The sequence below is a fragment of the Exiguobacterium sp. 9-2 genome (genome assembly GCF_036287235.1).
GTDB lineage: Bacteria > Bacillota > Bacilli > Exiguobacteriales > Exiguobacteriaceae > Exiguobacterium_A.
The window spans coordinates 2,004,629-2,028,490 of record NZ_CP142850.1; the positions used below are offsets into that span (position 1 = coordinate 2,004,629).

At 46.6% G+C, this 23,862-nt stretch carries 24 protein-coding genes and 1 other annotated feature; all 24 genes read right to left on the bottom strand.

Annotation, left to right across the window (positions count from 1 at the left end; genetic code table 11):
• Positions 1-17: 17 nt before the first annotated feature.
• Positions 18-941, bottom strand: a complete 924-nt coding sequence (locus tag VJ374_RS10650; RefSeq protein WP_053453841.1) for an RluA family pseudouridine synthase — start codon at positions 939-941, stop codon at positions 18-20.
• Entirely contained in the window at positions 938-1,414 is a 477-nt protein-coding gene (gene lspA / locus VJ374_RS10655; RefSeq protein WP_056062334.1) for a signal peptidase II, read from the bottom strand. Before lspA ends, VJ374_RS10650 begins: the two co-directional genes overlap by 4 nt.
• 72 nt (positions 1,415-1,486) lie before the next feature.
• On the bottom strand, positions 1,487-4,222 hold the full coding sequence (gene ileS / locus VJ374_RS10660) for an isoleucine--tRNA ligase (RefSeq protein WP_329468790.1): 2,736 nt from the start codon (positions 4,220-4,222) through the stop codon (positions 1,487-1,489).
• Between the two features lie 57 nt (positions 4,223-4,279).
• Positions 4,280-4,520: a binding site (T-box leader), on the bottom strand.
• A complete protein-coding gene (locus VJ374_RS10665; protein ID WP_023468794.1) occupies positions 4,521-5,042 on the bottom strand; it encodes a DivIVA domain-containing protein in 522 nt (173 codons plus the stop codon).
• A gap of 24 nt (positions 5,043-5,066) precedes the next feature.
• Complete coding sequence (locus VJ374_RS10670; protein WP_035406822.1) at positions 5,067-5,837, bottom strand: YlmH family RNA-binding protein; 771 nt, start codon at positions 5,835-5,837, stop codon at positions 5,067-5,069.
• Positions 5,834-6,109 (bottom strand): YggT family protein, encoded by a 276-nt coding sequence (locus tag VJ374_RS10675; RefSeq protein ID WP_035406819.1) that lies wholly within the window; start codon positions 6,107-6,109, stop codon positions 5,834-5,836. The genes VJ374_RS10670 and VJ374_RS10675 overlap by 4 nt, the downstream gene beginning before the upstream one ends.
• A gap of 2 nt (positions 6,110-6,111) precedes the next feature.
• Positions 6,112-6,591 (bottom strand): cell division protein SepF, encoded by a 480-nt coding sequence (locus VJ374_RS10680; protein ID WP_230088523.1) that lies wholly within the window; start codon positions 6,589-6,591, stop codon positions 6,112-6,114.
• Between the two features lie 40 nt (positions 6,592-6,631).
• Positions 6,632-7,303: a YggS family pyridoxal phosphate-dependent enzyme gene (locus VJ374_RS10685; RefSeq protein WP_035406814.1), complete on the bottom strand. Its 672-nt coding sequence runs from the start codon at positions 7,301-7,303 to the stop codon at positions 6,632-6,634.
• Entirely contained in the window at positions 7,290-8,066 is a 777-nt protein-coding gene (gene pgeF / locus VJ374_RS10690; RefSeq protein ID WP_056062337.1) for a peptidoglycan editing factor PgeF, read from the bottom strand. The genes VJ374_RS10685 and pgeF overlap by 14 nt, the downstream gene beginning before the upstream one ends.
• A gap of 84 nt (positions 8,067-8,150) precedes the next feature.
• Positions 8,151-9,305 (bottom strand): cell division protein FtsZ, encoded by a 1,155-nt coding sequence (gene ftsZ / locus VJ374_RS10695; protein WP_029342137.1) that lies wholly within the window; start codon positions 9,303-9,305, stop codon positions 8,151-8,153.
• 48 nt (positions 9,306-9,353) lie between these two features.
• Positions 9,354-10,658 carry a cell division protein FtsA gene (gene ftsA, locus VJ374_RS10700; RefSeq protein ID WP_035406809.1) on the bottom strand — a complete coding sequence of 435 codons (1,305 nt, stop codon included), beginning with the start codon at positions 10,656-10,658 and terminating at the stop codon, positions 9,354-9,356.
• 229 nt (positions 10,659-10,887) lie between these two features.
• A complete protein-coding gene (locus tag VJ374_RS10705; protein ID WP_290751541.1) occupies positions 10,888-11,667 on the bottom strand; it encodes a cell division protein FtsQ/DivIB in 780 nt (259 codons plus the stop codon).
• A 60-nt stretch (positions 11,668-11,727) separates the two neighbouring features.
• Positions 11,728-12,822, bottom strand: a complete 1,095-nt coding sequence (gene murG, locus VJ374_RS10710; RefSeq protein ID WP_035406803.1) for an undecaprenyldiphospho-muramoylpentapeptide beta-N-acetylglucosaminyltransferase — start codon at positions 12,820-12,822, stop codon at positions 11,728-11,730.
• Complete coding sequence (murD, locus tag VJ374_RS10715; protein WP_290751545.1) at positions 12,819-14,165, bottom strand: UDP-N-acetylmuramoyl-L-alanine--D-glutamate ligase; 1,347 nt, start codon at positions 14,163-14,165, stop codon at positions 12,819-12,821. The genes murG and murD overlap by 4 nt, the downstream gene beginning before the upstream one ends.
• Positions 14,166-14,198: 33 nt before the next feature.
• Positions 14,199-15,161, bottom strand: coding sequence for a phospho-N-acetylmuramoyl-pentapeptide-transferase (gene mraY, locus VJ374_RS10720; protein ID WP_035406797.1), 963 nt, complete (start codon positions 15,159-15,161; stop codon positions 14,199-14,201).
• Positions 15,162-15,183: 22 nt separating this feature from the next.
• Positions 15,184-16,503 (bottom strand): UDP-N-acetylmuramoyl-tripeptide--D-alanyl-D-alanine ligase, encoded by a 1,320-nt coding sequence (locus VJ374_RS10725; RefSeq protein WP_035406794.1) that lies wholly within the window; start codon positions 16,501-16,503, stop codon positions 15,184-15,186.
• A gap of 108 nt (positions 16,504-16,611) precedes the next feature.
• Complete coding sequence (locus tag VJ374_RS10730) at positions 16,612-18,624, bottom strand: penicillin-binding protein (RefSeq protein ID WP_231496838.1); 2,013 nt, start codon at positions 18,622-18,624, stop codon at positions 16,612-16,614.
• Positions 18,625-18,746: 122 nt separating this feature from the next.
• Entirely contained in the window at positions 18,747-19,133 is a 387-nt protein-coding gene (gene ftsL, locus VJ374_RS10735; RefSeq protein WP_023468808.1) for a cell division protein FtsL, read from the bottom strand.
• Between the two features lie 13 nt (positions 19,134-19,146).
• The gene (gene rsmH / locus VJ374_RS10740) at positions 19,147-20,085 is read right to left on the bottom strand and encodes a 16S rRNA (cytosine(1402)-N(4))-methyltransferase RsmH (protein WP_056062348.1); all 939 of its coding nucleotides are present in this window, start codon (positions 20,083-20,085) and stop codon (positions 19,147-19,149) included.
• 161 nt (positions 20,086-20,246) lie between these two features.
• Positions 20,247-21,809 carry a bacillithiol biosynthesis cysteine-adding enzyme BshC gene (bshC, locus tag VJ374_RS10745; protein ID WP_329468791.1) on the bottom strand — a complete coding sequence of 521 codons (1,563 nt, stop codon included), beginning with the start codon at positions 21,807-21,809 and terminating at the stop codon, positions 20,247-20,249.
• A gap of 29 nt (positions 21,810-21,838) precedes the next feature.
• Positions 21,839-22,195, bottom strand: a complete 357-nt coding sequence (locus tag VJ374_RS10750) for a DUF3397 family protein (protein WP_035406782.1) — start codon at positions 22,193-22,195, stop codon at positions 21,839-21,841.
• Positions 22,192-23,001 (bottom strand): ketopantoate reductase family protein, encoded by an 810-nt coding sequence (locus VJ374_RS10755; RefSeq protein ID WP_035409503.1) that lies wholly within the window; start codon positions 22,999-23,001, stop codon positions 22,192-22,194. Before VJ374_RS10755 ends, VJ374_RS10750 begins: the two co-directional genes overlap by 4 nt.
• Before the next feature lie 84 nt (positions 23,002-23,085).
• Positions 23,086-23,259: a 50S ribosomal protein L32 gene (gene rpmF, locus VJ374_RS10760; RefSeq protein WP_012370841.1), complete on the bottom strand. Its 174-nt coding sequence runs from the start codon at positions 23,257-23,259 to the stop codon at positions 23,086-23,088.
• 46 nt (positions 23,260-23,305) lie between these two features.
• Positions 23,306-23,815 carry a YceD family protein gene (locus VJ374_RS10765; protein ID WP_230088521.1) on the bottom strand — a complete coding sequence of 170 codons (510 nt, stop codon included), beginning with the start codon at positions 23,813-23,815 and terminating at the stop codon, positions 23,306-23,308.
• Positions 23,816-23,862: the final 47 nt, after the last annotated feature.

Consider the following 23,862-nt stretch of genomic DNA (forward strand, 5'->3'; position numbering starts at 1 on the left):
GTTTTATTAGAAAAACGTCAAGACTCTAATTCAAGTTTTTTCAGTTGACCAATCTCGAATGTCATCTCTTCTGGGAGTGGTGCTTCAAAACGCATCCATTCGCCTGTCCGTGGATGTTCGAAGCCGAGAACCGCAGCATGCAAGGCTTGACCATTCATTTTCATCGTCTTACGTGGACCATATTTCGGGTCACCGGCAAGCGGGAAACCGATATAACGCATGTGGACACGGATTTGGTGTGTCCGCCCTGTTTCGAGTTTACATTCAACGACTGTAAACCCTTCGTACCGATCGAGAACACGGAAATGGGTTACGGCAGATTTTGAATTCTTATCCGTTACCGTCATCCGTTGACGATCGTTCTTATCGCGTCCGATCGGTGCTTCAATCGTTCCGAGCTCGTGCGGAATCTCACCGTGTACGAGTGCAATGTAGAGACGTTCCGTCGTTTTCTCTTTCAACTGATGCGCGAGTGATTCATGCGCTAAGTCGTTCTTAGCAACCATCAACAGACCAGACGTGTCCTTATCGATTCGGTGAACGATTCCTGGACGTTTGACACCATTAATGCCCGAGAGATCTTGACAATGATGTAATAAGGCATTGACGAGGGTCCCTGAGACATGACCTGCCGCTGGGTGGACGACCATTCCTTTTGGTTTGTTGACGACAATGACATCTGAGTCCTCGTAGACGACCTCAAGCGGGATATCTTCTGGTAAAATCTCGAGCTCCACCGCTTCCGGGATATGAACGGCAATCGATTCTGTTCCCGATAATTTATAGTTTGGTTTAACGACACGACCATCGACTTCGACGCGTCCCGCTTTTAACCATTCCTGTACTTGCGAACGCGACCATTCATTTTGTTCTGCGAGCCACTTATCAATGCGCCCTGTCGCTCCATCCGCTTGTACGGACCATGTTTCTACTTCATTCATTTATCCATCGTTCCTTTCTTAGTCAACCGTTCTTCGAACATGACGCTAATCAGCATCGTGATGACACCAAACGTCAAACAGACGTCTGCGACATTAAAGATCGGGAAATTATAGCCGAACGGGAAGAAGTGGAAGAAATCAACGACTTCTCCTCGAACCATTCGATCAATGAAATTTCCGATCGCACCACTAAGTAGTAGCGAGATACTCCAAGCAAATACCTTATTTTTCGTGCCTTCCTTGTAGAGGAAGTAAATCAATCCAATGACGACGATAATCGTGACGAAGAAGAAGAAACCGAATTTACCTTCGAGCATTCCCCATGCGGCGCCACGGTTCCGATACGAGTTGAGATAAAAGAAATCCGGAATGACTGTGATCGCTTGACCGATCGTCATATTTTGAACGACGATCCATTTCGTCAACTGGTCGATTCCAACGAGTAAAGCAGCAATCCCTAAGTAAAGCCACATCCTATTGTCCTCCGCATCCAAAAATAATGAGGGACGTCCTGCGAAGTCGCAGTCGCCCCTCCCTTTGTATCATTATAAAGAATTGACGACTTCAGTACAACGTGGGCAAAGCGTCGGATGAGCCGGATCTTGTCCGAGTTCTGTCGAATATGTCCAACAACGTTCACATTTTTCACCGTCAGCTTTTTGAACTGTAATACCAGTCGTCTCATACATCTTATTCGTTGTATCCACGAATTCGAGTTGTGAGACTTGGAGCAACTGCTCAAGATGATCAATCGTTTTAAGCAATGCTTTTGTTTCTTCCTTCGGTGCAAGCAAGAGTTTCGCTTCGAGTGTCTTACCGACGAGTTTCTCGACGCGTGCTTCCTCGAGTGCTTTTAAGACATCATCACGGAATGTCAGGAACGCGTTCCATTTCTCGATGAGAGCAAGTCCTTCTTCTGAGACTTCGACCGTTTCTGGAAGGTCCGTCAAGAAGATGCTCTTCGTCTCAACAGCTGGTACGAATTCCCATGCTTCGTCTGCCGTGTGTGGCAAGACAGGTGCCATCAATTGCAACAAGGCGACGACTGTATCATACATGACCGTCTGAACCGCACGACGCGATGTCGCGTCTGCTTTTTCGATATACAGGATATCTTTCGTGTAATCGAGGTAGAACGACGACAAATCAAGGACACAGAAGTTGTGGAGCAATTGATAGACCGACATGAAGTCGTACGCATCATAAGCTGCTTTTACTTTTCCAACAAGTTGGTCCAGTTTCGTACGCATGAAACGGTCTGACTCTGGTAAGTCTTCAAATGCGACTCGGTGCGTCGCAGGATCGAATTGATCCAAGTTTCCGAGAAGGAAACGAACCGTGTTCCGGATTTTACGATATGATTCTGAGACTTGTTTGAAGTTATCCATCGATGCCCGAACATCAGCTTGATAATCGACAGATGCCACCCACAAACGAAGGATCTCTGCTCCGAATTGTTGCATGACTTGGATTGGTGCAATCGTGTTACCAATCGATTTCGACATCTTGCGACCTTGACCATCCAGAACGAATCCGTGACTGACGACCGCTTTGTATGGTGCTTTCCCAGTCGTTGCGACGGCTGTCGATAGCGACGAGTTAAACCAACCACGGTATTGGTCAGAACCTTCAAGATAGAGATCCGCTGGACGTGTCAATTCAGGACGTGTCGCAAGGACACCGGCATGTGATGAACCAGAATCGAACCAGACATCCATGATGTCCGTTTCTTTTTTGAAGATACCGTTCGGACTTGCTGGATGTGTGAATCCTTCAGGAAGCAAGTCGACTGCTTCGCGCTCATACCAGACATTTGATCCGTGAGTTGCAAATAGATTCGCGATATGATCAATCGTTTCTGGTGTGACGATTTCCGTTCCATCTTCAGCGTAGAAGATTGGAAGTGGAACGCCCCAAGCACGTTGACGGGAGATGACCCAGTCGCCGCGGTCTTTGAACATGTTGTGGAGACGTGTTTCACCCCACTCTGGTACCCACTGGACGCCTTTGATCTCATCAAGGATTTCCGCACGGAAGTCTTTGATTGAAGCGAACCACTGTGGCGTTGCCCGGAAGATGACCGGTTTTTTCGTCCGCCAGTCGTGTGGATACGAGTGTTTGATGAATGACAGTTTTAAGAGAGCGCCTGCTTCTTCGAGTGCGAGACCGATTTCTTTGTTCGCATCTTCATAGAACATGCCTTCGAATCCAGGAGCTTCTGCCGTCATGACACCTTTATCGTCAACTGGGCAGAGAACGTCAAGCCCGTATGCTTGACCAATACGGAAGTCATCTTCCCCGTGTCCTGGAGCTGTATGAACGACACCCGTCGCTTCAGCTGTAACGTGGTCGCCAAGCATGACGAGTGATTCACGGTCATAAAGCGGATGTTTCGCTTTCACGTACTCGAAGTCCGCACCGTTGAAGACACGTCCAATTGTCGCGTCTTCCCATCCGAGCGCTTCGATGACTTCTGGAACAAGTGTTTCCGCTACGATATATCCTTTTCCTTGATACTCGATCCGCGCATACGTCAATTCCGCACTGACAGAGATTCCAAGGTTCGCTGGGATCGTCCATGGAGTGGTCGTCCAGATGACGAAATGATCCGTCGGCTCAAGGATGTTTTTTCCATCCATGACTTGGAATGCGACATAGATCGCAGCTGACCGTTTGTCTTGATATTCGATTTCTGCTTCAGCTAGTGCTGATTCAGAAGACGGTGACCAATAGACCGGCTTTTTCCCTTTATAGATATAGCCTTTGTTCGCCATATCCCCAAACAAACGAATTTGAGCTGCTTCAAATTCTGGTTGAAGCGTGATATATGGATTGTCATAGTCACCGAGAACACCGAGACGTTTGAATTGATCACGTTGGTGATCGACTTGTTCGAGCGCATATTTCGCACATAACTCACGGAATTCCGCGACCGTCATCGATTTGCGGTCAACACCTGCTTTTTGAAGTGCTGTCTCGATAGGCAAGCCATGTGTGTCCCAACCTGGTACGTAAGGGGACTGGAAGCCATTCATCGATTTGTAACGGACGATGATGTCTTTTAAGACTTTGTTTAATCCGTGACCCATGTGGATGTCACCGTTCGCATAAGGAGGACCATCGTGAAGGATGAACGTCGGTTTTCCAGCATTCTTTTCTTGGACCGCAGCATAGAGATTCATCTCTTCCCATCGTGCTTGCATATCCGGCTCACGTTTTGGCAAGTTGCCTCGCATTAAAAACTCCGTTTTCATCATCAATAAGGTTTCTTTGTAATCCATCTGACCATCTCTCACCTTTCGCTTTAAAAGTACAAAAAAAGCCAAGCTCATCCCTGAGATAGGGACGAGCTTGGCTGAACTCGCGGTACCACCCTACTAATCCTGCTCGTCTGTTCGACGACGCAGGACCGCTTAAGAACTCGCTAACGGGAGTGAACCGGCATGACTTACTGTTCGGAGAACGTTCAGTCATACACTCTAAGGGGATATCCCATCTCTTTCGTTGCTCGGGCTTCCACCATTTCCCGATTCGCTGTCAACTGTCCAAGATGCGACGTGTCCTTATCATTGATTTTATTTATACGACATCGTCGTCATTATACGCAACTGCTGGAACATCGTCAAGCGCTCCACGAGAAGAGAAATCAAATGCATCCCAGTCGTGGCTCGTCAATAATTCCATTTGAGCATCGATCAACACTTTGAAGCGATTGCGATAGAGCTCGATTTTCTTACGCATCTGTTCCACTTCGAAGTCCGTCCGTTGTGCCCGGCGTTGTGCCGCATCTTGCAATTGCTCTGCTTCGCGTTCTGCCTGTTTCAAGATCAAGCTTGCTTCTTTTGAAGCATTCGCTTTCACTTCTTCTGCCGCTTCCTGTGCGACAATAATCGATTTATTCAATGTTTCTTCCATCGAACTAAAGTAATCGACACGCGCTTGCATGTTTTGGATGACTTCCTGTTGTTGACGGTTCTCACGTAACAACAACTCAAAATCCTTGATGACCTGATCTAGGAATTCGTTCACTTCATCCTCGTCATAGCCGCGAAACTTTCGTGTGAACTCCTTATTATGAATATCGAGTGGCGTTAATGGCATGATGAATTCCTCCTCCGCATTTTTTTATCCTTTTAAAATACCGTATTGTAGTTTGATTCGATCCCGTTTCGTTGATCCGAGAATCGCAATCAGTTTAACGCGTCCCGTTCCACGTAAGGAAAGCAGATCCCCTTCTTCAAGCATGAAACTCACGTCATCGACTACCTTATAATTCACTTTACTTTCACCCTGTTTAATGAGCGTCTGTGCCTTTTGACGGGAGAAGCCGAGAATTTCACTGACGACCGTATCGAACCGAAGTGAGCTGACGAACCCGAGCGTCTCTTCCCACTCTTGTTCCTTCACTTTCAAGCGATCTTCTGCGTCTACGCGCGAAAGACGAATCTTCGTCTTACCTGCGCGTTCGACGTTTGCTTCGATATATGTCGCAACTTCGTCCGCGACAGCAAATTGCACTTGATCCTGGATGATGACGTCGCCGAACTTGGCACGCTTCAATCCGACGTTCAATAATGTACCGGTGACTTGACGATGAGATAGTTCAACGAATTTAGTAGGATAATGAATGCGATAAATGGAAATGTCAAAGTCATCCGCGTTGTATTCATAATAGTCTGGTGCGAGGATTGCTCGTTTACGTTCGGCGCCTTCGAAACCGCCCTCAAAAAAGAGGGCGCATTTCGAACCGACGAGTTCTTGTGTAATTTGCTGTTCACGAGGGTCTAGAAAATCCGTTAATTTAAACGTATACGTCGCTTCCACGTGATCAATCCAGTTCAAGACCGAATCGACGAATTCCCGCTCGCTTCCACGATAATGATCATATACACTCATACGAAGAAGATAGCTCGGATACCGGATTGTGCCAAGTTCAAGACGAGAAAGGCAACAATCGGCGAGATATCTAGCATGCCTCCGATAGGCGGGATAATACGACGGAAGGGTGCTAGGAATGGCTCGACCAACATCGCGAGCACTTGTCCGAATTTCGAATCACGGGCATTCGGGAACCAAGATAGCAGAATGTACACAATCATGACATAACTATAATATTGTAATAACGTACTTAATGTACGACCAATCGCGTACATCACTTGTGAATCCATACTTACCACCCCTTATGATTAATATCATCTTCTCCTAGGAGATTCGAGATGCTACCAGCCAACTCGACATTGTTTGGAACACAGAGGAGGGTATTCTGACTGATCGTCGTGATCGTTCCATCGAGAGCGAAAACGACACCAGATAAGAAGTTGATCATCTGTCGTGATTGATCTTTTGACATACGTTGCATATTGACGATGACAGCACGGTTCTGACGAAGATGTTCCCCAATCTCTTGGGCTTCGTTAAAGACACGTGGTTCACTCAAGATGACCTGCGATTTCGTTTTTTTCGTCGCATGTAGCGGCACGATATTCGATTGTCTCACGCTGTCCTCCTTTTGAGTAACACTTGGGGTAGATTCCTCGTAATACTCTTCGTACTCTTGTTGTGAAGCACCTCTACCTTTATTTATTGTAGCATCATTTTCATATTCGAGTTCATCTAAATCATCGCTGTTGCCGAGAAATAGATTTTGCATTTTTGATTTGAAACCCATATCCATTCTCCCTTCTTCTCGTTTAGGTGTGAACGAGCGTCGTCCCGACTCGGACGAACGTCGCCCCTTCTTCGATGGCAATCTCAAAATCCGATGACATCCCCATGGATAACTCTGTACATGGAGCATACGACAATTTTTTTGCCTTGACCTCTTCTTGCAATGTTTTTAATGACCGGAATACCTCACGTATACGCGTCGTGTCTTCCGTCAACGGTGCCATCGTCATCAGTCCGATGACACGAATCGCGGGATACTGACCGATTTCGTGTAAGAACGACGGTACATCCTCCGGTGCAATACCTTGCTTCGATTCTTCTCCCGAGATATTGACTTGAATGAAACAATCAATGATTCGGTTCGTTCGTTTATTGATCTCTTCTGCCAAATGAAGACGATCGAGCGAATGCAGCACATCAATGGCATCGATGATCTGACGAACTTTACGCGTCTGTAACGTGCCGATGAAGTGCCATGTACAGGCTGTACGTCCAAGTTCTGCTTGTTTTTCGAGCAGTCCATCCGGACGATTTTCTCCAAGATGCGTTACACCGGCCTCTAATAATTCAGAAGCAACTTGACTTGAGACTGATTTCGTCACGCCAATCAACTGTACCTGCTTTTTGGATGAACTCTTTTCACTCGCTTGTTTTATCCGTCGTGTAACCTCTTGTACATTTTCAAGAATTGACATCCAATGACTCCTTTACGATCAAACTCGCGAACCGACCGCCGTGGTCGCCGTGGCGATAAGAGAAGTAATCTTCCGCCTGACAATGTGTACATAGACCTGAGTCAAGGACATCACCCACTCCACAACGCTCAGCAAGCGCAGCATTTGTTTTTTGTAGCGATAACATCGCTTTTCCATCTTCCTTGCGTATGTAAGGAGACTCATCGAGTTCAAGTGCGTCGATCGCATCGATGACGGGTTGATCGACTTCGTAACAACAATCACGAATCGATGGACCAATGACCATCTGAATCGATGAGCGACTCGCACCTGCACGCTCCATTTGTTTGACTGTCTCTTCAACGATATTGCCAACAGTCCCCCGCCATCCGGCGTGCGTATTCGCGATGATTCCTGTCGTCGGATCACAGAAGACAAGCGGAACACAATCAGCGAAGAGCATCATCAGTAAGACATTCGAATCGGTCGTCACCAATCCATCTGTACCCGGAATCGCTGTTTCGTAATCCAGAGCGCCGCGTCCGGAGTCAAGTGTCGTCACCTGTTCAACGTGATTCCCATGGATTTGCTGCGCCCAAATTGAGTTCTCAAGAGATAGATCAAGCTGTCGAGCAATGACTTGTCGGTTCTGAATGACGCCGTCACGATCATCGTTGACATGTAATCCTAAGTTACCGTTTCCATGTGGTGCTGCAAACTTCGTCGTAAAGGCGGCACGTACGGTACCTGTTGGTGTATCCCATTTGATCCATTGTCCAAACATGTTGATGCCTCCTTCGATTTTAAAAAAAGAGGCGCCGCTTTCGCGACACCTCTTGGTTTAGCAGTCGTGTCACTGGAACATCGATCAACGATTATTCCGGCGAAGGAAAGATGGGATGTCCATCGTTTCTTCGACATCTGGCGCTTTAGCTGGTTCAGGATTTGAGCTGACAGGCGTCTCTTCGACTTGTGGTTTAGACTCCTCTGTTGGTGGTGGAGTCGCTTGTTTTTTCTTCAATAGGTTTTTCATCATCTCTTGTGCGGATGGAATTTCGAAGTCGAGTGGTTCGTTTTCGAATTCCGTCGCGATGACTGTGACGATGATTTCATCTTCTAGGTTATCATTGATGACAGAACCGAAGATCAAGTTAACTTCCTCATCTGCTGCACTTTGAACGATCTGTGCGGCTTCCGTTACTTCATACAAGCTGAGGTTCGCACTACCCGTGATGTTCATTAGAACACCTTTCGCGCCTTCGATTGATGTTTCAAGCAATGGACTTGAAATCGCTTTTTTAGCGGCTTCCGTCGCGCGATGTTCACCTGTTGCGACACCAACACCCATCAAAGCAGAACCTTTTTCAGTCATGATCGTCTTCACATCGGCGAAGTCGAGGTTGATTAGACCAGGAACGGCAATCAAGTCCGTGATACCCTGTACACCTTGACGTAAGACGTTATCCGCTTCTTTGAACGCTTCAAGCATCGGTGTGTTCCGATCGACGATTTCAAGCAACTTATCATTCGGGATGACGATCAACGTATCGACTTTTTCTTTGAAGTTCTGGACACCAGAAACAGCATGTTGCATCCGTTTACGTCCTTCGAACATGAATGGCTTTGTCACGACACCGACTGTCAACGCGCCGATTTCTTTTGAAATCTCAGCGATGACTGGAGCAGCTCCTGTTCCAGTTCCGCCACCCATACCGGCTGTGACGAAGACCATGTCAGCTCCTGAAAGGATTTCTGTTAATTGTTCACGGCTCTCTTCTGCCGCTTTTTTACCGATTTCCGGATTTGCACCCGCACCGAGACCACGTGTCAATTTTGCGCCGAGTTGTAATTTCACGTCAGCTTGTGACATGTTTAATGCCTGAGCGTCTGTGTTTACAGCGATGAACTCTACGCCTTGGACACCGTGTTCAATCATTCGGTTGACGGCGTTCGAACCGCCACCGCCTACACCGATGACCTTGATTTTTGCTACTTGGTCCATCATTTCATCAAAATGCAACATAAAAAGGGCCCCCTAATATTTTTTACTCATTGGATTTTTTTGTAGGCATTAACCAAAGAATTTCTCAAAGAAACTACTGAATGACTTTTTCTCTTTTGGAGGCTGTTCACGCGTTGGTCGTTCTTCACGAGCAGGTGATGCCTGTTCGTTCATGAGCAGTGCATCCTGCTCACGTCCGGATGCTACGACTTCTTTCTCTTCTGCCCGGTCGAAACCTGATTTCGATACGGCGCTTCTTGAGAGTACATAACGTAACATACCAGCTGCAACGGCATACTTCGGATGACGAATACCAAGACTAGCAGGCTGATAAACATTGACGCTCTGCTTGAAAATCCGTTTTCCGAGCTGATCGATGCCAGGTAGTGAAGAACTTCCACCACATAAGATCAAGCCGCTATTCATGTGAGCGTATCCCGCTTGCGTCATTCGTTTTTGAATCATCTCGAAGATTTCCTCAAGTCGCGCTTCTAAAACGAATCCGATTTCTGATTGTGGTTCGAAACGATGTTCCCCGTTGATCGTGACGTATGAGACTTTCTCCTCCGGATCACCGAGTGCTTCGAGTGCAACGCCGTATTCTTCTTTAGCGAGTTTCGCATCTTGGTATTTGCAGTTCATCTTGTACGTCAAATCACGTGTCAGATGATCTCCACCGTAAGGCAACGTCGTCGAGTAGACGAGATCGTTCTTTTCATAGATGGAAAGCGTCGTCGTCTCATGTCCGATATCGATGATCCCAACACCGAGTTCTAGTTCATCAATCGATGCTGCGATTCTAGATACCGCTAAACTCTCCAGCACATATCCAGCAAGCTCTAAACCAGCCCGTTCAATGGAACGTTTAATGCTATGTAGGATCGTCTTCGCTCCGATGATGAGCTTCCCTGTTACTTCGAGACGATAACCAATCATTCCTCTTGGATCAGTGATTTCTGTTTGCTGATCAACCGTAAACGTCTTCGGCAAGACATCAACTACACTGAGTTCATTTGGAATTCGCATGACCATCGCAGAATGCAAGACATCTTTCACATCATCATCCGTGATTTCATTGTCCTCACCTTTGATTGACGTCATCCCCTGGCAATCCTTGACTTGAATGTGCTCGCCCGAAATAGCGACATATACTTCACCAATTGGTTCACCAAGTGTACGTTCCACTTCTGTGACCGCTTGTTTAATGGCATGTACCGTTTGATCGATGTCAACGATGACACCTCGTTTAACACCCGCGGATGGTGCAGAACCTTCAGCAAGAACGTTCAGCGTTCCACCAAGTAGTTCACCGACGATGAGCTTCACCTCCGATGTCCCAATGTCGAGTGCGGCAATCGTACCTTTCGTTTCCATGGGAGTGACACCTCCACTTTCATAATACTAATCCTTTTTATTCCTAATTATATTCTAGGAATAGATCAGGCTTCTTCTCGTTTAAGTCTACACTATATAAATACTTACGAAAAGAAGTTATTGCCCGTCTTAGCGTCCTAATAGATTACGATTTGATGACGATTCAAATAAAGGTCGACGAATGAAAACACATGTTTGTTTTTTTGTTCGTCAGCCCTTTACGAATCTTCTATTTTTTCCCTTTATATGGTTTGAAATAGATACCACCATCAATTGTAATTGTTCCTGTCTTTCCTTTTGGTAAGGCAGAAATGACCTTTACATATTCATTCAATGAATTGGAAAAGGCAGAAGTACTGAGCAAAACCGTATTCCCATCCGTCATGAATAACTTCAGACCACCTTTGTCAGTCTTATCATTAGCGACGATCTCGGATATCCGGCTCCGTACTTTCGGCTCGATTTTAACAAGCTCCTTCGTCAATCGATTTAGAGATTGATCGGTGAAGCCAGTCAGGATCGGAGCGTCAAACAATTCTTCCTTCGACTTACCGGGAATGATCGTTCCATCCGCAAGGACGATCCGGTCTCCCGGTTTATCTTTCGCATAGGCAATCTCTTTCTCTTCCGTCACCGTCACGCGATATTGGTGCAAAAATTGCTTTTGCATCGTTGCTTCTTGAATACCTGGGACCTTCTCAATCCGTTCAAGAACGTCTTCCTCTGACACATTAAAGGCATGTGTCTCTTTCACCTTGATCCCGGATGCTTGCAAAATATCCTCTGATTTCACATTGACGTTACCATCAACATCAAATCGAGCGACCCGGGAATAGCTTGACTGCAGATAAAAGACGACACCGACCAATAGACCAATCAAAATCAGGACATAAATGAGTCTTCGGTTAGCTTTTTTGCGACGTTGTTCACGGATATAAGGTATCTTATCCTCGAGACTGCGGACGTTCTTGTCCTCTTGCGGTCGTCCGACCGCTCTCCGTTCCCTCACGTCTCATTCCTCCTCTATACGTAACAGTTCATTTCCCTATCGGTCTTTTCCTGCAATAGTTTAGTTTTTTTGTCCTGTTAGTCGTAACAATTCATCAACTAAGTCTCGTGATGCATTCGGCATACCGAGCGCAAGTGCTGCTTCAGACATCTTTTGTTGTTGCGCCAATGCTTTTTCACATGCATCAAATAACCGTTCACCTGTCAGTTCTTGTTCACGAATCAATAGACTCGCACCTGTCTCGACGAGCGATGAGGCATTGACTTCTTGATGGTTTTCCGTCACGTAAGGACTTGGAATGAGGACACTCGGTAACCCAAGCGTCGTCAGTTCTGCTAATGTACTTGCTCCCGAACGCGAAATGACAAGTTGACTTGCTTTTAGGATGTTCGGTAAATCATATACAAATGGACGCAGTTGAATGCGTTCAGGTACTGAGCCAACGCGTGAAACAATCGTATCGTAATGAATCTGACCCGTAACGAAGAGGAGCGACCATCCGGCTTGTTCAACTTTCGGCATCATGTCGACGACTGCTTCATTGATGGCAGGCGCACCACGACTACCACCATAGATGACGACGAGTGGACGCCCTTCCTCGAAACCGAAACGTTGACGCTCTTCCGTTGGGTTGATTTGTAACTCCGCTACTTCAGAAGCGCGTGGGTTTCCGATCAGAACCGTCTTTGTTTCGTTTTTACCGAAGTGATGACCGGATCCTTTGAAGGATAATGCGACACGGTCCACATAACGCGCTAAAAATTTATTGGTGATACCGGGAAGACTGTTTTGTTCATGAACGAGTGTCTTAAAACCCATTTTTGCTGCCGTGTACAGAACAGGTCCACAGACGAACCCACCTGTACCGACGACAATATCCGGTTGGAACTGGCGCAGTAGTCGGCGAACCCGTCGGACACTCTTGACGAACCGGATACCCGTCTTGACGTTCTCGAACGACAGCGAACGACGGATGCCAGAGATCTCAATCGATTCAAATGGAATTCCTGCCCGACGGACGATATCCGCTTCGAGACCGTTTTCTGTTCCGATATAGAGGACCTCACACGGCATGCGTTCTTCGAGCTCTCGGATCATGGCAAGTGCCGGATAGATGTGACCACCTGTACCGCCACCAGAGACGACGATTTTCATACTGTTGTTCCCCCTACTTCATGTACGGCACGAACGAAATGATCGCCGCGCTCTTCATATGTCTTATACTGATCCCAACTTGCAGATGCTGGTGATAAAAGAATGATGTCTCCAGGTTGTGATACTTCAAACGCTACTTTCACGGCTTCATCCATCGTCTTGACGACCGTTGATGAATAGCCGTTTTCAGATGCAAGCGTTCCGAAGCGATGTCCGGTTTCTCCCAGTCCGATGACATGTTTGACGTGCTTCATCGCATCGAGTAGCGGTGTCAAATCCGCTCCACGCTCGAGCCCACCACATAACCAGATGATGTTTGTCGTGAATCCAGATAGGGCTGCTTCTGTCGCGACGTTATTCGTCGCTTTCGAATCGTTATAAACTTTTCGACCAGCAATTTCACCGACGAACTGTGTCCGGTGCTCTACTCCTCCGAATGTCCGTAGCACATGCTGGACATTCGCTAATGGTAAGTCGAATGGTTCGACGAGCGCTAAGGCCGCGAGGACGTTCTCAACATTGTGACCACCACCGAGAGCAAGTTCTTTGACGGGTAGAATACTCGATCCATTGATCGTCAACACATCATTCACTATTTCTGCATAAGCAGATTGACGACGTGAGAATAGGAGCGGCGTCACATTTGCTGTCTTACCGAGCTCGTTGACCGATGCATCATCAGCGTTCAAGATAAGCCGATCCGAAGATGTCATGTTTTTGAAAATCCGAGCTTTTGCTTCTCCGTATGATTCAAAATCACCATGATAATCGAGATGTGCCGGTGATAGATTTAAAAAGGCTGCTGTGTATGGTCGGAACTGATCGATCCCCATCAATTGAAAACTCGATAATTCAATGACGATGATGTCATCTCGTTTTGCCTGACGTGCGATTTCAATTGCCGGGAATCCAATGTTTCCTGCCAAATGCACACGTCGAGACCCTGTTTTCAACAATTCATGAACGAGTGTCGTCGTCGTCGTTTTCCCGTTTGATCCTGTGATAGCAATCCACGTCGCATCTGTTGCGTGATACGCCAGTTCCACCTCTGTCCAAACGGGAATGTTGCGTCGTAATGCTTCTTGTAACAATTCGATCTGATACGGAATCCCTGGATTCTTGACGATCAAATCGATGTCATCGAGTAGTGTAAGCGGATGCCCACCATAAACCGTTTGGACATCGAGTGATGCAAGCACTGCTTGATCACTCTCGGACGGTGTTTTCCCGTCATTCACTGTCACTTCTGCACCTACGCTCGCTAAATAACGAGCGGCTGCGATTCCACTTTTCGCCGTTCCGAGAACGAGCACCTTTTGATCATTCCATTGTCGTTGTTCCATTGTTGAATCGCTCACTTTCTCTCTTCGTTTTTATCACATAAATACGTAGGCGATGAATGCCATCAAACAGCTGATTCCTGCGAATGTACCGACAATCCGCCATTCGCTCCAACCAACCATTTCAAAATGGTGATGAATCGGACTCATTTTAAAGATACGTTTCCCTGTCGTCTTAAATGAGATGACTTGTAGAATGACAGATAGTGTCTCTACAACGAAGACAATGCCGATCAAGACAAGGAGAAGTTCTAGTTTTAGGACAATCGATAGACCTGCTAGTGCGGCACCGAGTGCAAGGGACCCTGTATCGCCCATGAAGATTTTTGCTGGATGAGCATTGAATAAAAGGAATCCAATTAGGGCACCAACTGCTGAGAAGGCAAAACAAGCAGCACCCACTTCATCCGCGATGAACCAACTGTACAAACCGAAGAAGAGGAATGTCGGAATCGCCGTAAATGATACGAGACCGTCTAACCCGTCTGTCAAGTTGACAGCATTCGAGAATCCGACTAACCAGAACAAGGCAACGAACGGATAGATGATACCAAAATCAAGTTTGAAGTCTGTGAATGGAATCGACAGATACGTCGCGTCACTCGTAAATCCACCACTCAACCAAACGAATAACAATCCGACGACGATTTGCCCAATCAGTTTTTGCTTCGAATTCAAGCCGAGATTACGCTTCTTGACGACTTTGATGTAGTCATCGATGAAACCAATCGCACCATATGCAAGTGTTAAAAAGAGTAACGATAACTGTGTCGTTGATAAATCACCCATGACGATTGCTCCAAGAACACTGACGATCATCGCGACGAGAATGACGATCCCGCCCATCGTTGGCGTTCCCGATTTGACCTGATGCCATTGAGGTCCTTCTTCCCGAATTTCCTGACCGAACTTCAATCGGTGTAGAAACGGAATTGCCTTTGGCATAACAAGTAGTACAACAAGAAATGCAAGAATAAGACTGATGAATAATGTGATCATAGCAGACACCCTTTTTCAAAAATTAGTTTTCGTTCAGATAGGTCAATATCCGTTCGAGCGCCATCCCACGTGACGCTTTCAATAAAACGATTGTTCGTTCTCCAAGCAGCGAACGCAATTGTTCAGCAGCATCCTCAACAGTTGCCGCAAATTGGATTTGGACGGATGGGTCGCTGATTCCTTCAGCAATCCACGCGCCTTTCTCCCCTACTAGAATAGCATGCGAGACCGGTAACGTAATCCGCTTTCCGACCGAGGCATGTAACAAGCGTTCCTGGTCTCCTAGTTCATACATATCGCCGAGCACGAGAACGCGCGTCGTATACCCTTCTAATGCAGTGATTGTCTCAATCGCTGCATTCATCGATGTCGGACTTGCGTTATACGCATCGTTGATGACCGCCGTCTCCTCAAAGAGCAGTCGTTCCATCCGCATTGGTGTCAGTTCAACCGCGTCGAATCCTTCTTGGATCCGGGCATCCGTCACGCCAAGCGCGCGCGCTGTCGCAATCGCGTACGCTGCATTTCGGACTTGGTGTTTTCCTAACACAGGCAGATGAAAGGCAGTACCATCGTAAGCAAAGGCTGTTCCGAAAAATGTTGCTTCTGTCGTCTCGATCCGGTACGTATTCCCAATCTGATAACCGATTTTCTCCGCTTCGACTTCTGCTAGAAGTGGTTCATCCCCATCAACGAACAGATGACCTCCTGGTTTAAGACCAGACCGAATCTCAAGCTTTGCTTTGGCGATTCCACTACGTCCACCGACTTGCTCCGCATGGGATTCACCGATGTTCGTGACGAGCGCAATATCTGGTTCAGCAAGATTCGATAAGAATTCGATATCGCCAAAACCGTTCATTCCCATTTCCAGTACGGCGACTTCCGTGTCAGCCGGCATCATGAGAATCGTTAACGGCATCCCGATATCCGAATTGAAGTTCCCTTGTGTCTTATGTGTCTTGAACGTTGTCTTGAGTACACTTTCGACCATGTCTTTCGTCGATGTCTTGCCATTCGATCCAGTGATGGCAACGATTTTTGGCGCAATCCGCATTAAGTATTGTTTAGCGATCTCTTGCAAGGCAACCAGTGGTTCATCGACTTCTAAGAAAACGACATCGATGTCCGGTCGATCAATCCCTCTCTTCCATAAGGTGACGATCGCTCCTTGATTTTTTGCGCCTTCCAGGAAGCGATGACCATCGACGCGTGCTCCTTGAATCGGAACATAGAGACCATCTTCAAGATGTGCGCGTGAATCCGTTGCGAAGTGGCGGACGACCCGGTCGTCTCTGACATCAAGATGCAGCCACTCAGCAATTTGCGTAATTGTTAACATGATATATACCTCCATTCGATGACAGCAAAAGAGGACGAATGCAAAAGTCAACGAATGACTCCTGTTCGTCCTCGTCTTCCTGTAGAAATCAGGAAACTTGCCCCACCGTTATTCTTTAGGTTCAGCTAGTTCGACCGTCAACTTTCCATTTTCCTTCACTAGTGTACCAGTTCGAGCTGATTGTTTGGTTACAAAACCTTTACCGATGACATCGAGCTTCAAGTCATATAAGCTGACGAGCTTTTTGACGTCTCGCTGCGACCACCCCGTCAGATTCGGCATCTTAAATGTGTTCGCCGTCTTCAGCAAGACACGTTCTCCACTGACGAATTCTTGACCACGAGACGGAATCTGCGAAACGACCTCCGCTCCATCCCCAAGGATGATTGGAACAGCTTCTTGTTCTTTCGCCAAATCCGTTGCTTGTCGAGCGCTCTTCTTGATATAGCTCGGCGTAATCTTCGCTTTGACATCCACCGAATCTTTTTGCGTTTCCGGTTGAATGCTCCGGTACTGTAATGCTGTATTCATGACACTTTTGAACACCGGACTCATGATGAGTGGTCCTGAAACCGATGATTCATTTTTTGACGGACGATCGACCGCGATGTACATGATCAATTCCGGATCATCTTTTGGTGCCATGCCGATGAACGAGTGAATGAATTTTCCTTGAATGTATTTTCCGTTCTCAGAAATTTGAGCTGTACCGGTCTTACCGATGACACGGTAGTCTTTCAACTTGTACATTTGACCCGTTCCGATTTTACTGTTGACGACACCGTCCAGTGCATCCCGCGTCGCTTTGGCCGCCTCTGCCGAAATTGGCTTACCGACGACTTCTGTTTTCGCTCGGTACGGTGCTTTATCCGTATGATCAGCTTTTTGGATGATATGCGGTTTGACCATTTCACCGTCACCAGCAATTGCTGTTGCCCCTTGGAGTAATTGCATTGGTGTGACTGCAGTCGATTGTCCCCATGAAGTGATGAGCGCATTCAGCGGTTTTGACAAATCAGACTGACTGTTTACTTCTCCCGAGATGTCTATACCCGTTCGTTGGTCAAAATGAAACTTCTTAAAGTATTCTTTATACCGTTCGATCCCAAGTTTTTCTGCTGTCAACTTCGAGAACATGACGTTCGAGGAGTGATAGACGCCCTCGATCATCGGAATTGTGCCCCAACCAACATCATTGTAATCCTTGATGACCGTTCCTTTGTAATTATAGCTACCCGATTTATACTTCTCGTTCGGACGGAAGACTCCCGCATCAATCGCTGCTGCGAGCGTAAAAATCTTCATCGTTGAACCCGGTTCGAATCGTGAGGATACGGCGAAGTTCGTAAAATCTTTCATGTCACGTAAATTCGGGTTGAACGATGGCCGATCCGCCATGGCAAGGATTTCACCAGTCTTCGCATCCATGACGATACCCGTTGCGTTTTTCGGCTTATACGTGTTGTACATTTTTTGCATCTGTTTCTCAAGCGACTGTTGAATGCGATGATCGATTGTCAAGTACAGATTCGATCCGTCCTTCGGTTCATTCGAGACACGTGAAGAACCTTGGATCAACGGATTACCACTCCGGTCTTTCTCGAAGACGCGTGCACCGTAAGACTCACTCAAGGCATTATCATACTGTTTTTCGATCCCCATTTGTCCCTGTAACGCGACACGACCATTCTCCTCGGTGATCTTTTGGACGAATCCGAGTGTATCGGACAAGAAGATACCGTTCGGATAGTATCGTTTTGGCTCTTCGATCATCCGGATTCCAGGGAGTTTTAACTTGTCGATCTTCTCTTTTTGATCGAGTGTTAAGTCATTTCCCTTTTTTCCGAATTCGATTTGCGAACGTTCTTTGTTCTCAATCAAATAGGTTTCCAGTTCTTTCGTCGTCATTCCAAGTATCGGTGCAAGACCTTCAGCCGTCTTTTTGAAGTCGACGATCGTCTCATCCGGATCCTTGACGCCACCTAGTCGGTAAATACCAATCAGGTGATACGACGGAACATTAATGGCGATTGGAGAACCGAGACGGTCAAAAATTTCACCGCGTTCTGCTCCAAGCGTCTCCTGGGACTCCCATCGCTTTTTCTCAGCATAGGCAATCATATCTTCCCCATGGAATTGTTTAGTTGTCGCTAAGTATAAAAATCTGCCAATAAACACAAAAAAGAGAGTAGCAAATATCACCATGATAAAGGCTACTCTCCAACGGGATTTTTTCAGTGGATTCATTTAGGAATCACCTTGATGTTCCCTTTACGCATATCAAGACCCTGTTCTTTTGCAATCTTATAAATCCGTTCCGGAGAGCTTAAGTTCGTGACCTCTAGTTGTAAACGTTCATTTTCTTTTTTGAGTGACTGTGTGACTTGGTTTTCTTTCGCTAAGTCACGACTGACATTGTACGCCTCGTTGTGCGTACTGATCGTCAAACTCCCAAATAACACAAGACCACCAATCATCGCACTGTATAAGAATTTTTCAAAGGGATACAAGCGATACTTCGGACGGACGGCGACGCGACGTGCGATATCTTCCGTCTTCCGTGGTTCCTGAACAGGTTGTTGACGAACGGGTTGAACCGTTTGGACCGATTTACGAAGTGGTTCTGCCATTGGAATGCTCCTCTCAAGATTCTTTCATTTTTTCAGCGATTCGTAATTTTGCCGATCGAGCGCGACGATTATCATCCAGCTCTTCGACACCAGCTGTAATCGGCTTGCGTGTGACGAGTCGGAGTTCGGGCTCCATCTCGACCGGTATCATCGGCAATCCCGGTGGAAGCTCGGGTAGTGATGATTTTTCTTTGATCGCCTGTTTACACATGCGATCTTCAAGTGAATGGAACGTAATGACACATAAACGTCCACCAACCCGTAATACATCAATTGCTTGGTGTACCGCACGGTCAAAGACGTTCAATTCGTCATTGACGGCAATTCGGATCGCTTGGAACGTCCGTTTCGCAGGGTGACCACCTTTACGTCGTGCTGGTGCTGGAATCGCATCCTTGATCAATTCGACGAGTTCGAACGTCGTCTCAATCGGTTGCTCTTCCCGCGCTTTTTCGATTTTGCGTGCAATTTGTTTTGAGAACTTCTCTTCCCCGTATGTAAAGAAGATACGTACGAGATCATTGTAAGACCATTCATTGACGACTTCGTAGGCAGAAAGTGGAGAAGATTGATCCATGCGCATGTCGAGACGTGCATCGTGATTGTAACTAAATCCCCGTTCCCCTTCGTCTAATTGTGGTGAAGAGACACCAAGATCGAATAAGATGCCGTCTACTTTCTCGACGCCATGTGCTGCTAATTGCTCTTTTAGATAAGCAAAATTACTCTTTATTAAAGTAAAGCGACCTTCATACGCCGCGAGACGTTCTGCTGCATGAGCAAGGGCGACATCATCTTGATCAAATGCGTATAGATGACCTGTCGTCAGTTGTTTGACGATCTCTTCGCTATGTCCTGCTCCACCTAATGTACAATCGACGTAAATACCGTCGGGTTTAATCGCGAGTCCTTCGATTGACTCCCATTTCAATACCGTTTCATGCTCAAACATGTCCTGCCTCACCTTTCACTGTCCTTGAAGGACGTTACTCTTTTTCAATGTATCACATTCTCTCATGAAAACGTTACGAAAATGAGACAGTTTCCTTGATTTATTTAACTTTTGTGTAATTTTCGCTAAAAAATCAAAAAAACCTGCTTGTTTCAGCAGGTTTAAAGGAAAATTTTCAGTTGTTCAGCCGCATTTGACTCATAAGCGTTCCTTAAGTCCCGAACAAAATCAGGACCATGATGATTCAACCACGGTAAGATGGAGTGAATCCTTTCTTGTGGCGCTCCATCCGGTAGCAAATGATAGGCCGTTTCTTTATACTGTCGCGTCTGTCGATCAAATTGACGTCGATCTTCTGCTAACAAACTAGCAATCGATTGTTCGAGTTGTTTCTTGATTTTCTCACTCTTACTCGAAGTTCGCAGTAGCTGATGTTCGAGCGAAAGAAACTCGGAGACGAAGCTATCTTTCAGCATCGCTGCCGTCTGCAGGCGCCCTGTCATCTGCTCTTCCGAATAGACGGGAATCGGAACGCCTGACCGGACGATCTCTTCGAGTGATACGTCGAGTTTCATAAGCCGTTTTTCATCGCTATGACGCACGAGTAATCCGCCCATACGAGGGATTAATAACGGCATCGTCCACTTCAGATGGTGAAACAGTGGGCGTAAGCGCGTCCAGTAAGCTAATTCTCCCGGTCCACCAATGTAGGCAAGCGTCGGGAACAGATAATCCTGCATCAATGGTCGGGTCACGACACTGTTTGAGAATCGTTCCGGACTGGCGTACAGTAACGCGATTAATTCAAGTTCTGTATACTGCTTCCCTTGTTTCGTCTCAAATCCGCTTGCTGTCGGATAAAGCAACTGACGACCGTGATCATCGATGAAAAGATGCGCGGCCTCCTCGTTCAAGAATGTGTCGGGTAATTCTTTCGTCTGTGTTATTCCGTCCGTCAATGCCTGTCTGAATTCCGCATTGTCTTGAATCAATCGTTCAAAAAACGGAATCTCGAGTTCACGGACAGGGTGTGTATCAGCATCAAAGAAGACGATATCGAAATCGATCAATTCGCCGATTAATTGTGAGAAAAACATGCCATACGATGTACATTCTTCAACGAGTTGTTTCAGCCGCGCAACTAATCGTTTCGTGTGGATCGTCTCCGGCATTGCCCGGAACGTTTCTTCAATGATTTCTAGAAGTGCCGGCTGATCAAAAGACAAGCGACTGACCGAGCGGGCAATCGTTTCCGCAGGGGCGACTGCGATTTTTCGCGTTTGAAAATCTGCTGTCGGAACATAAACATGATTGATCTCATCAAAATCGTGATCTTCGGTCGCGAGCCAAAAAATCGGAACGACAGGGCGATCAAGTGTCGCTTCCGCCTGCTGCGCGACCTTAAGACAGGTCAACAGTTTATAGATGGCATATAATGGTCCGCCAAAGATGCCGGTTTGTTGCCCTGTGACCACAGCTTGTGCCTCACCTGTACGAAGTTTCGCGACACGCTCCCGCAATCGCTCCGTCATATTTGGATTTTGGCGTTCGAGTTCGTCCGTTAGCGCCGCAAGATGCGGATAGTGACGCTCTTCAAGTAAGCGGCTTCTCGACGCTAAACCACTCGTTCCGAGGTGATCGACATATGTTAAGAATTCTTCTCGTGAAGCACGATGCATCAGCGAGTTGTCATCATATAAGGCTTCAAATGGTTGTACCTTCAAACAAAATCCCTTCTTTCTTACCTAACTCGTCAGCTGATGAACAGTTGACGTATACCGAGCACGAACAACACGAAATGAACGGGTAACGCTAGCAAGATGATGATCCGCCAACTGTGCCGAATCATTTGTCTTAAATCGACATCAAGTTGCCGAATCCGTTGCCAGAGCGCGTTCAACGCAAACACTACCAACACGACGATGACGATCCATCCTAAGTAATTTGTTCCGGTCAAGGCAATCAATGCGACATGAATGGCATATAGAACAATGAATGTCCCAACGTCGAGTGCGAATCGGACTGCCTTCCCGTGTTTTCGAAACAGAAGTAAAAAGATGAGATACAACGCAAGTAGGCTGAATAAAGGAAAAATGATGAAGACCGTCACTGCGGACCCTCCCTCTGTTTGATCTGTTCATAATAAAAAGATAAACGTGGCGTCGCAGTCGTCGCCTGACGTAACGCGTATCCAAGTATCGGTTCCACTTCTGTTTGGCGTCCTTGCTCAAGATCTCGTAACATCGAAGAACGATTTTTACTCGTGTTCTCCATGATTCGCTCGATTTCGGAATAAGTAATGCTATGATTCGGAAAAATCGTCTGCATTTCGTCAAATAATTGACGTGCTTCTTGTCGATAAGGCATTTCTAACAAGGATCCATTCTCAACACCGTAATATGCCGTCACTGGATTGATGACGACGTTGATGAACAGTTTCGTCAATAAGACCGCTTCCATATCCGACTCGAATTCAAAACGGAGCTGTATTGACGACAAGTTCGAAATTTCTTGATTTCCATATCGAATACGTCCTTGTCCAGTATGCCTGACTTCAAACGGCGCAGTGCGCATGGCTCCATGTTCGACGACACCGAATAAGACTTGCGGCAATTGCTCTTTCCATTTCAAATGATCCATTCCATTTTGCAGGAACATGACGGGACACGTCAGCCGTTTGAGGAATGGAATCACACTTTTTATATCATACGACTTTGTCGCTACAAACACCAAGTCTTCTGACTCGAGTCGATCAATCTTCCGGATTCGTACAAGTCGACTTGCCTGTCCATCGCGAATGATCGAACGTTCCTCTTCTTGTTCTTGTCGAGTATAGAGCGTGACTGCATGCTCTTCCGATAAATAAGAGGCAAGCAATAAACCGATGGCTCCCGCGCCAATGATTCCAACGTTCATCTTCATCATTTCCCCTTTCATGAAAAAAGCGACCCCAAAACCGATTTCTCGATTCGAAGGTCGCTTTTATACCGATCAATCAGCTTACTTGCTGACGATTTCTTTACCTTTGTACGAGCCACATGCTTTACAAACACGGTGTGAAAGTTTCATTTCACCACAGTTTGGGCACTCGACCATACCTGGTACACGGAGTTTGAAATGAGTACGGCGAAGACGTTTGCGTGTTTTCGACGTTCTGCGGAATGGTACTGCCATCGTTGTCCACCTCCTTGAAAAAATACACTCGCCTTTACTTCAGAAATCAGGAATCCTGATCTTTTTTAAAGAACTGAGCGAGACCCGCGAGTCGCGGATCGATTTTTGGTTCGGTTTCCTCTGGATCCTCTTCAGAAAGAATCGTCCAGCCTTCCCCCTCAACCAACTGATTCTCTTCATCATCCCCATGCACTTGCACTGGCACATGAAGTAAAATCAATTCTTGCACGAGCGGTCGAAGATCGACCGTATTCCCGATCGGCACGTTGATGTCATCTGCTTCGTTCGAAACAGCATCAACCTCGAGCAGGAATGGCTCGATGGATTCAATCTCGAATGGATAAGCGACGTCATTTAGCGTCCGGGCATCCGGAAGCGTCATTTCGCCGGTAATCCGGAGATTGAATATTAATTGATTCGATGTAAACGATGCATTTGCACGAACGTGCACAGGTTGCACCGCCCGGATATCCGGATGGAGGGCGACTAGCTCATTGAGCTCGATCGTCTCGTTAACCTGAAGTTGACCCAGATTGCGCAATTTATTCAATTGCATCAGGGACCATTTCATCCGAATCACCTCAATTGCAACAATATGAATTA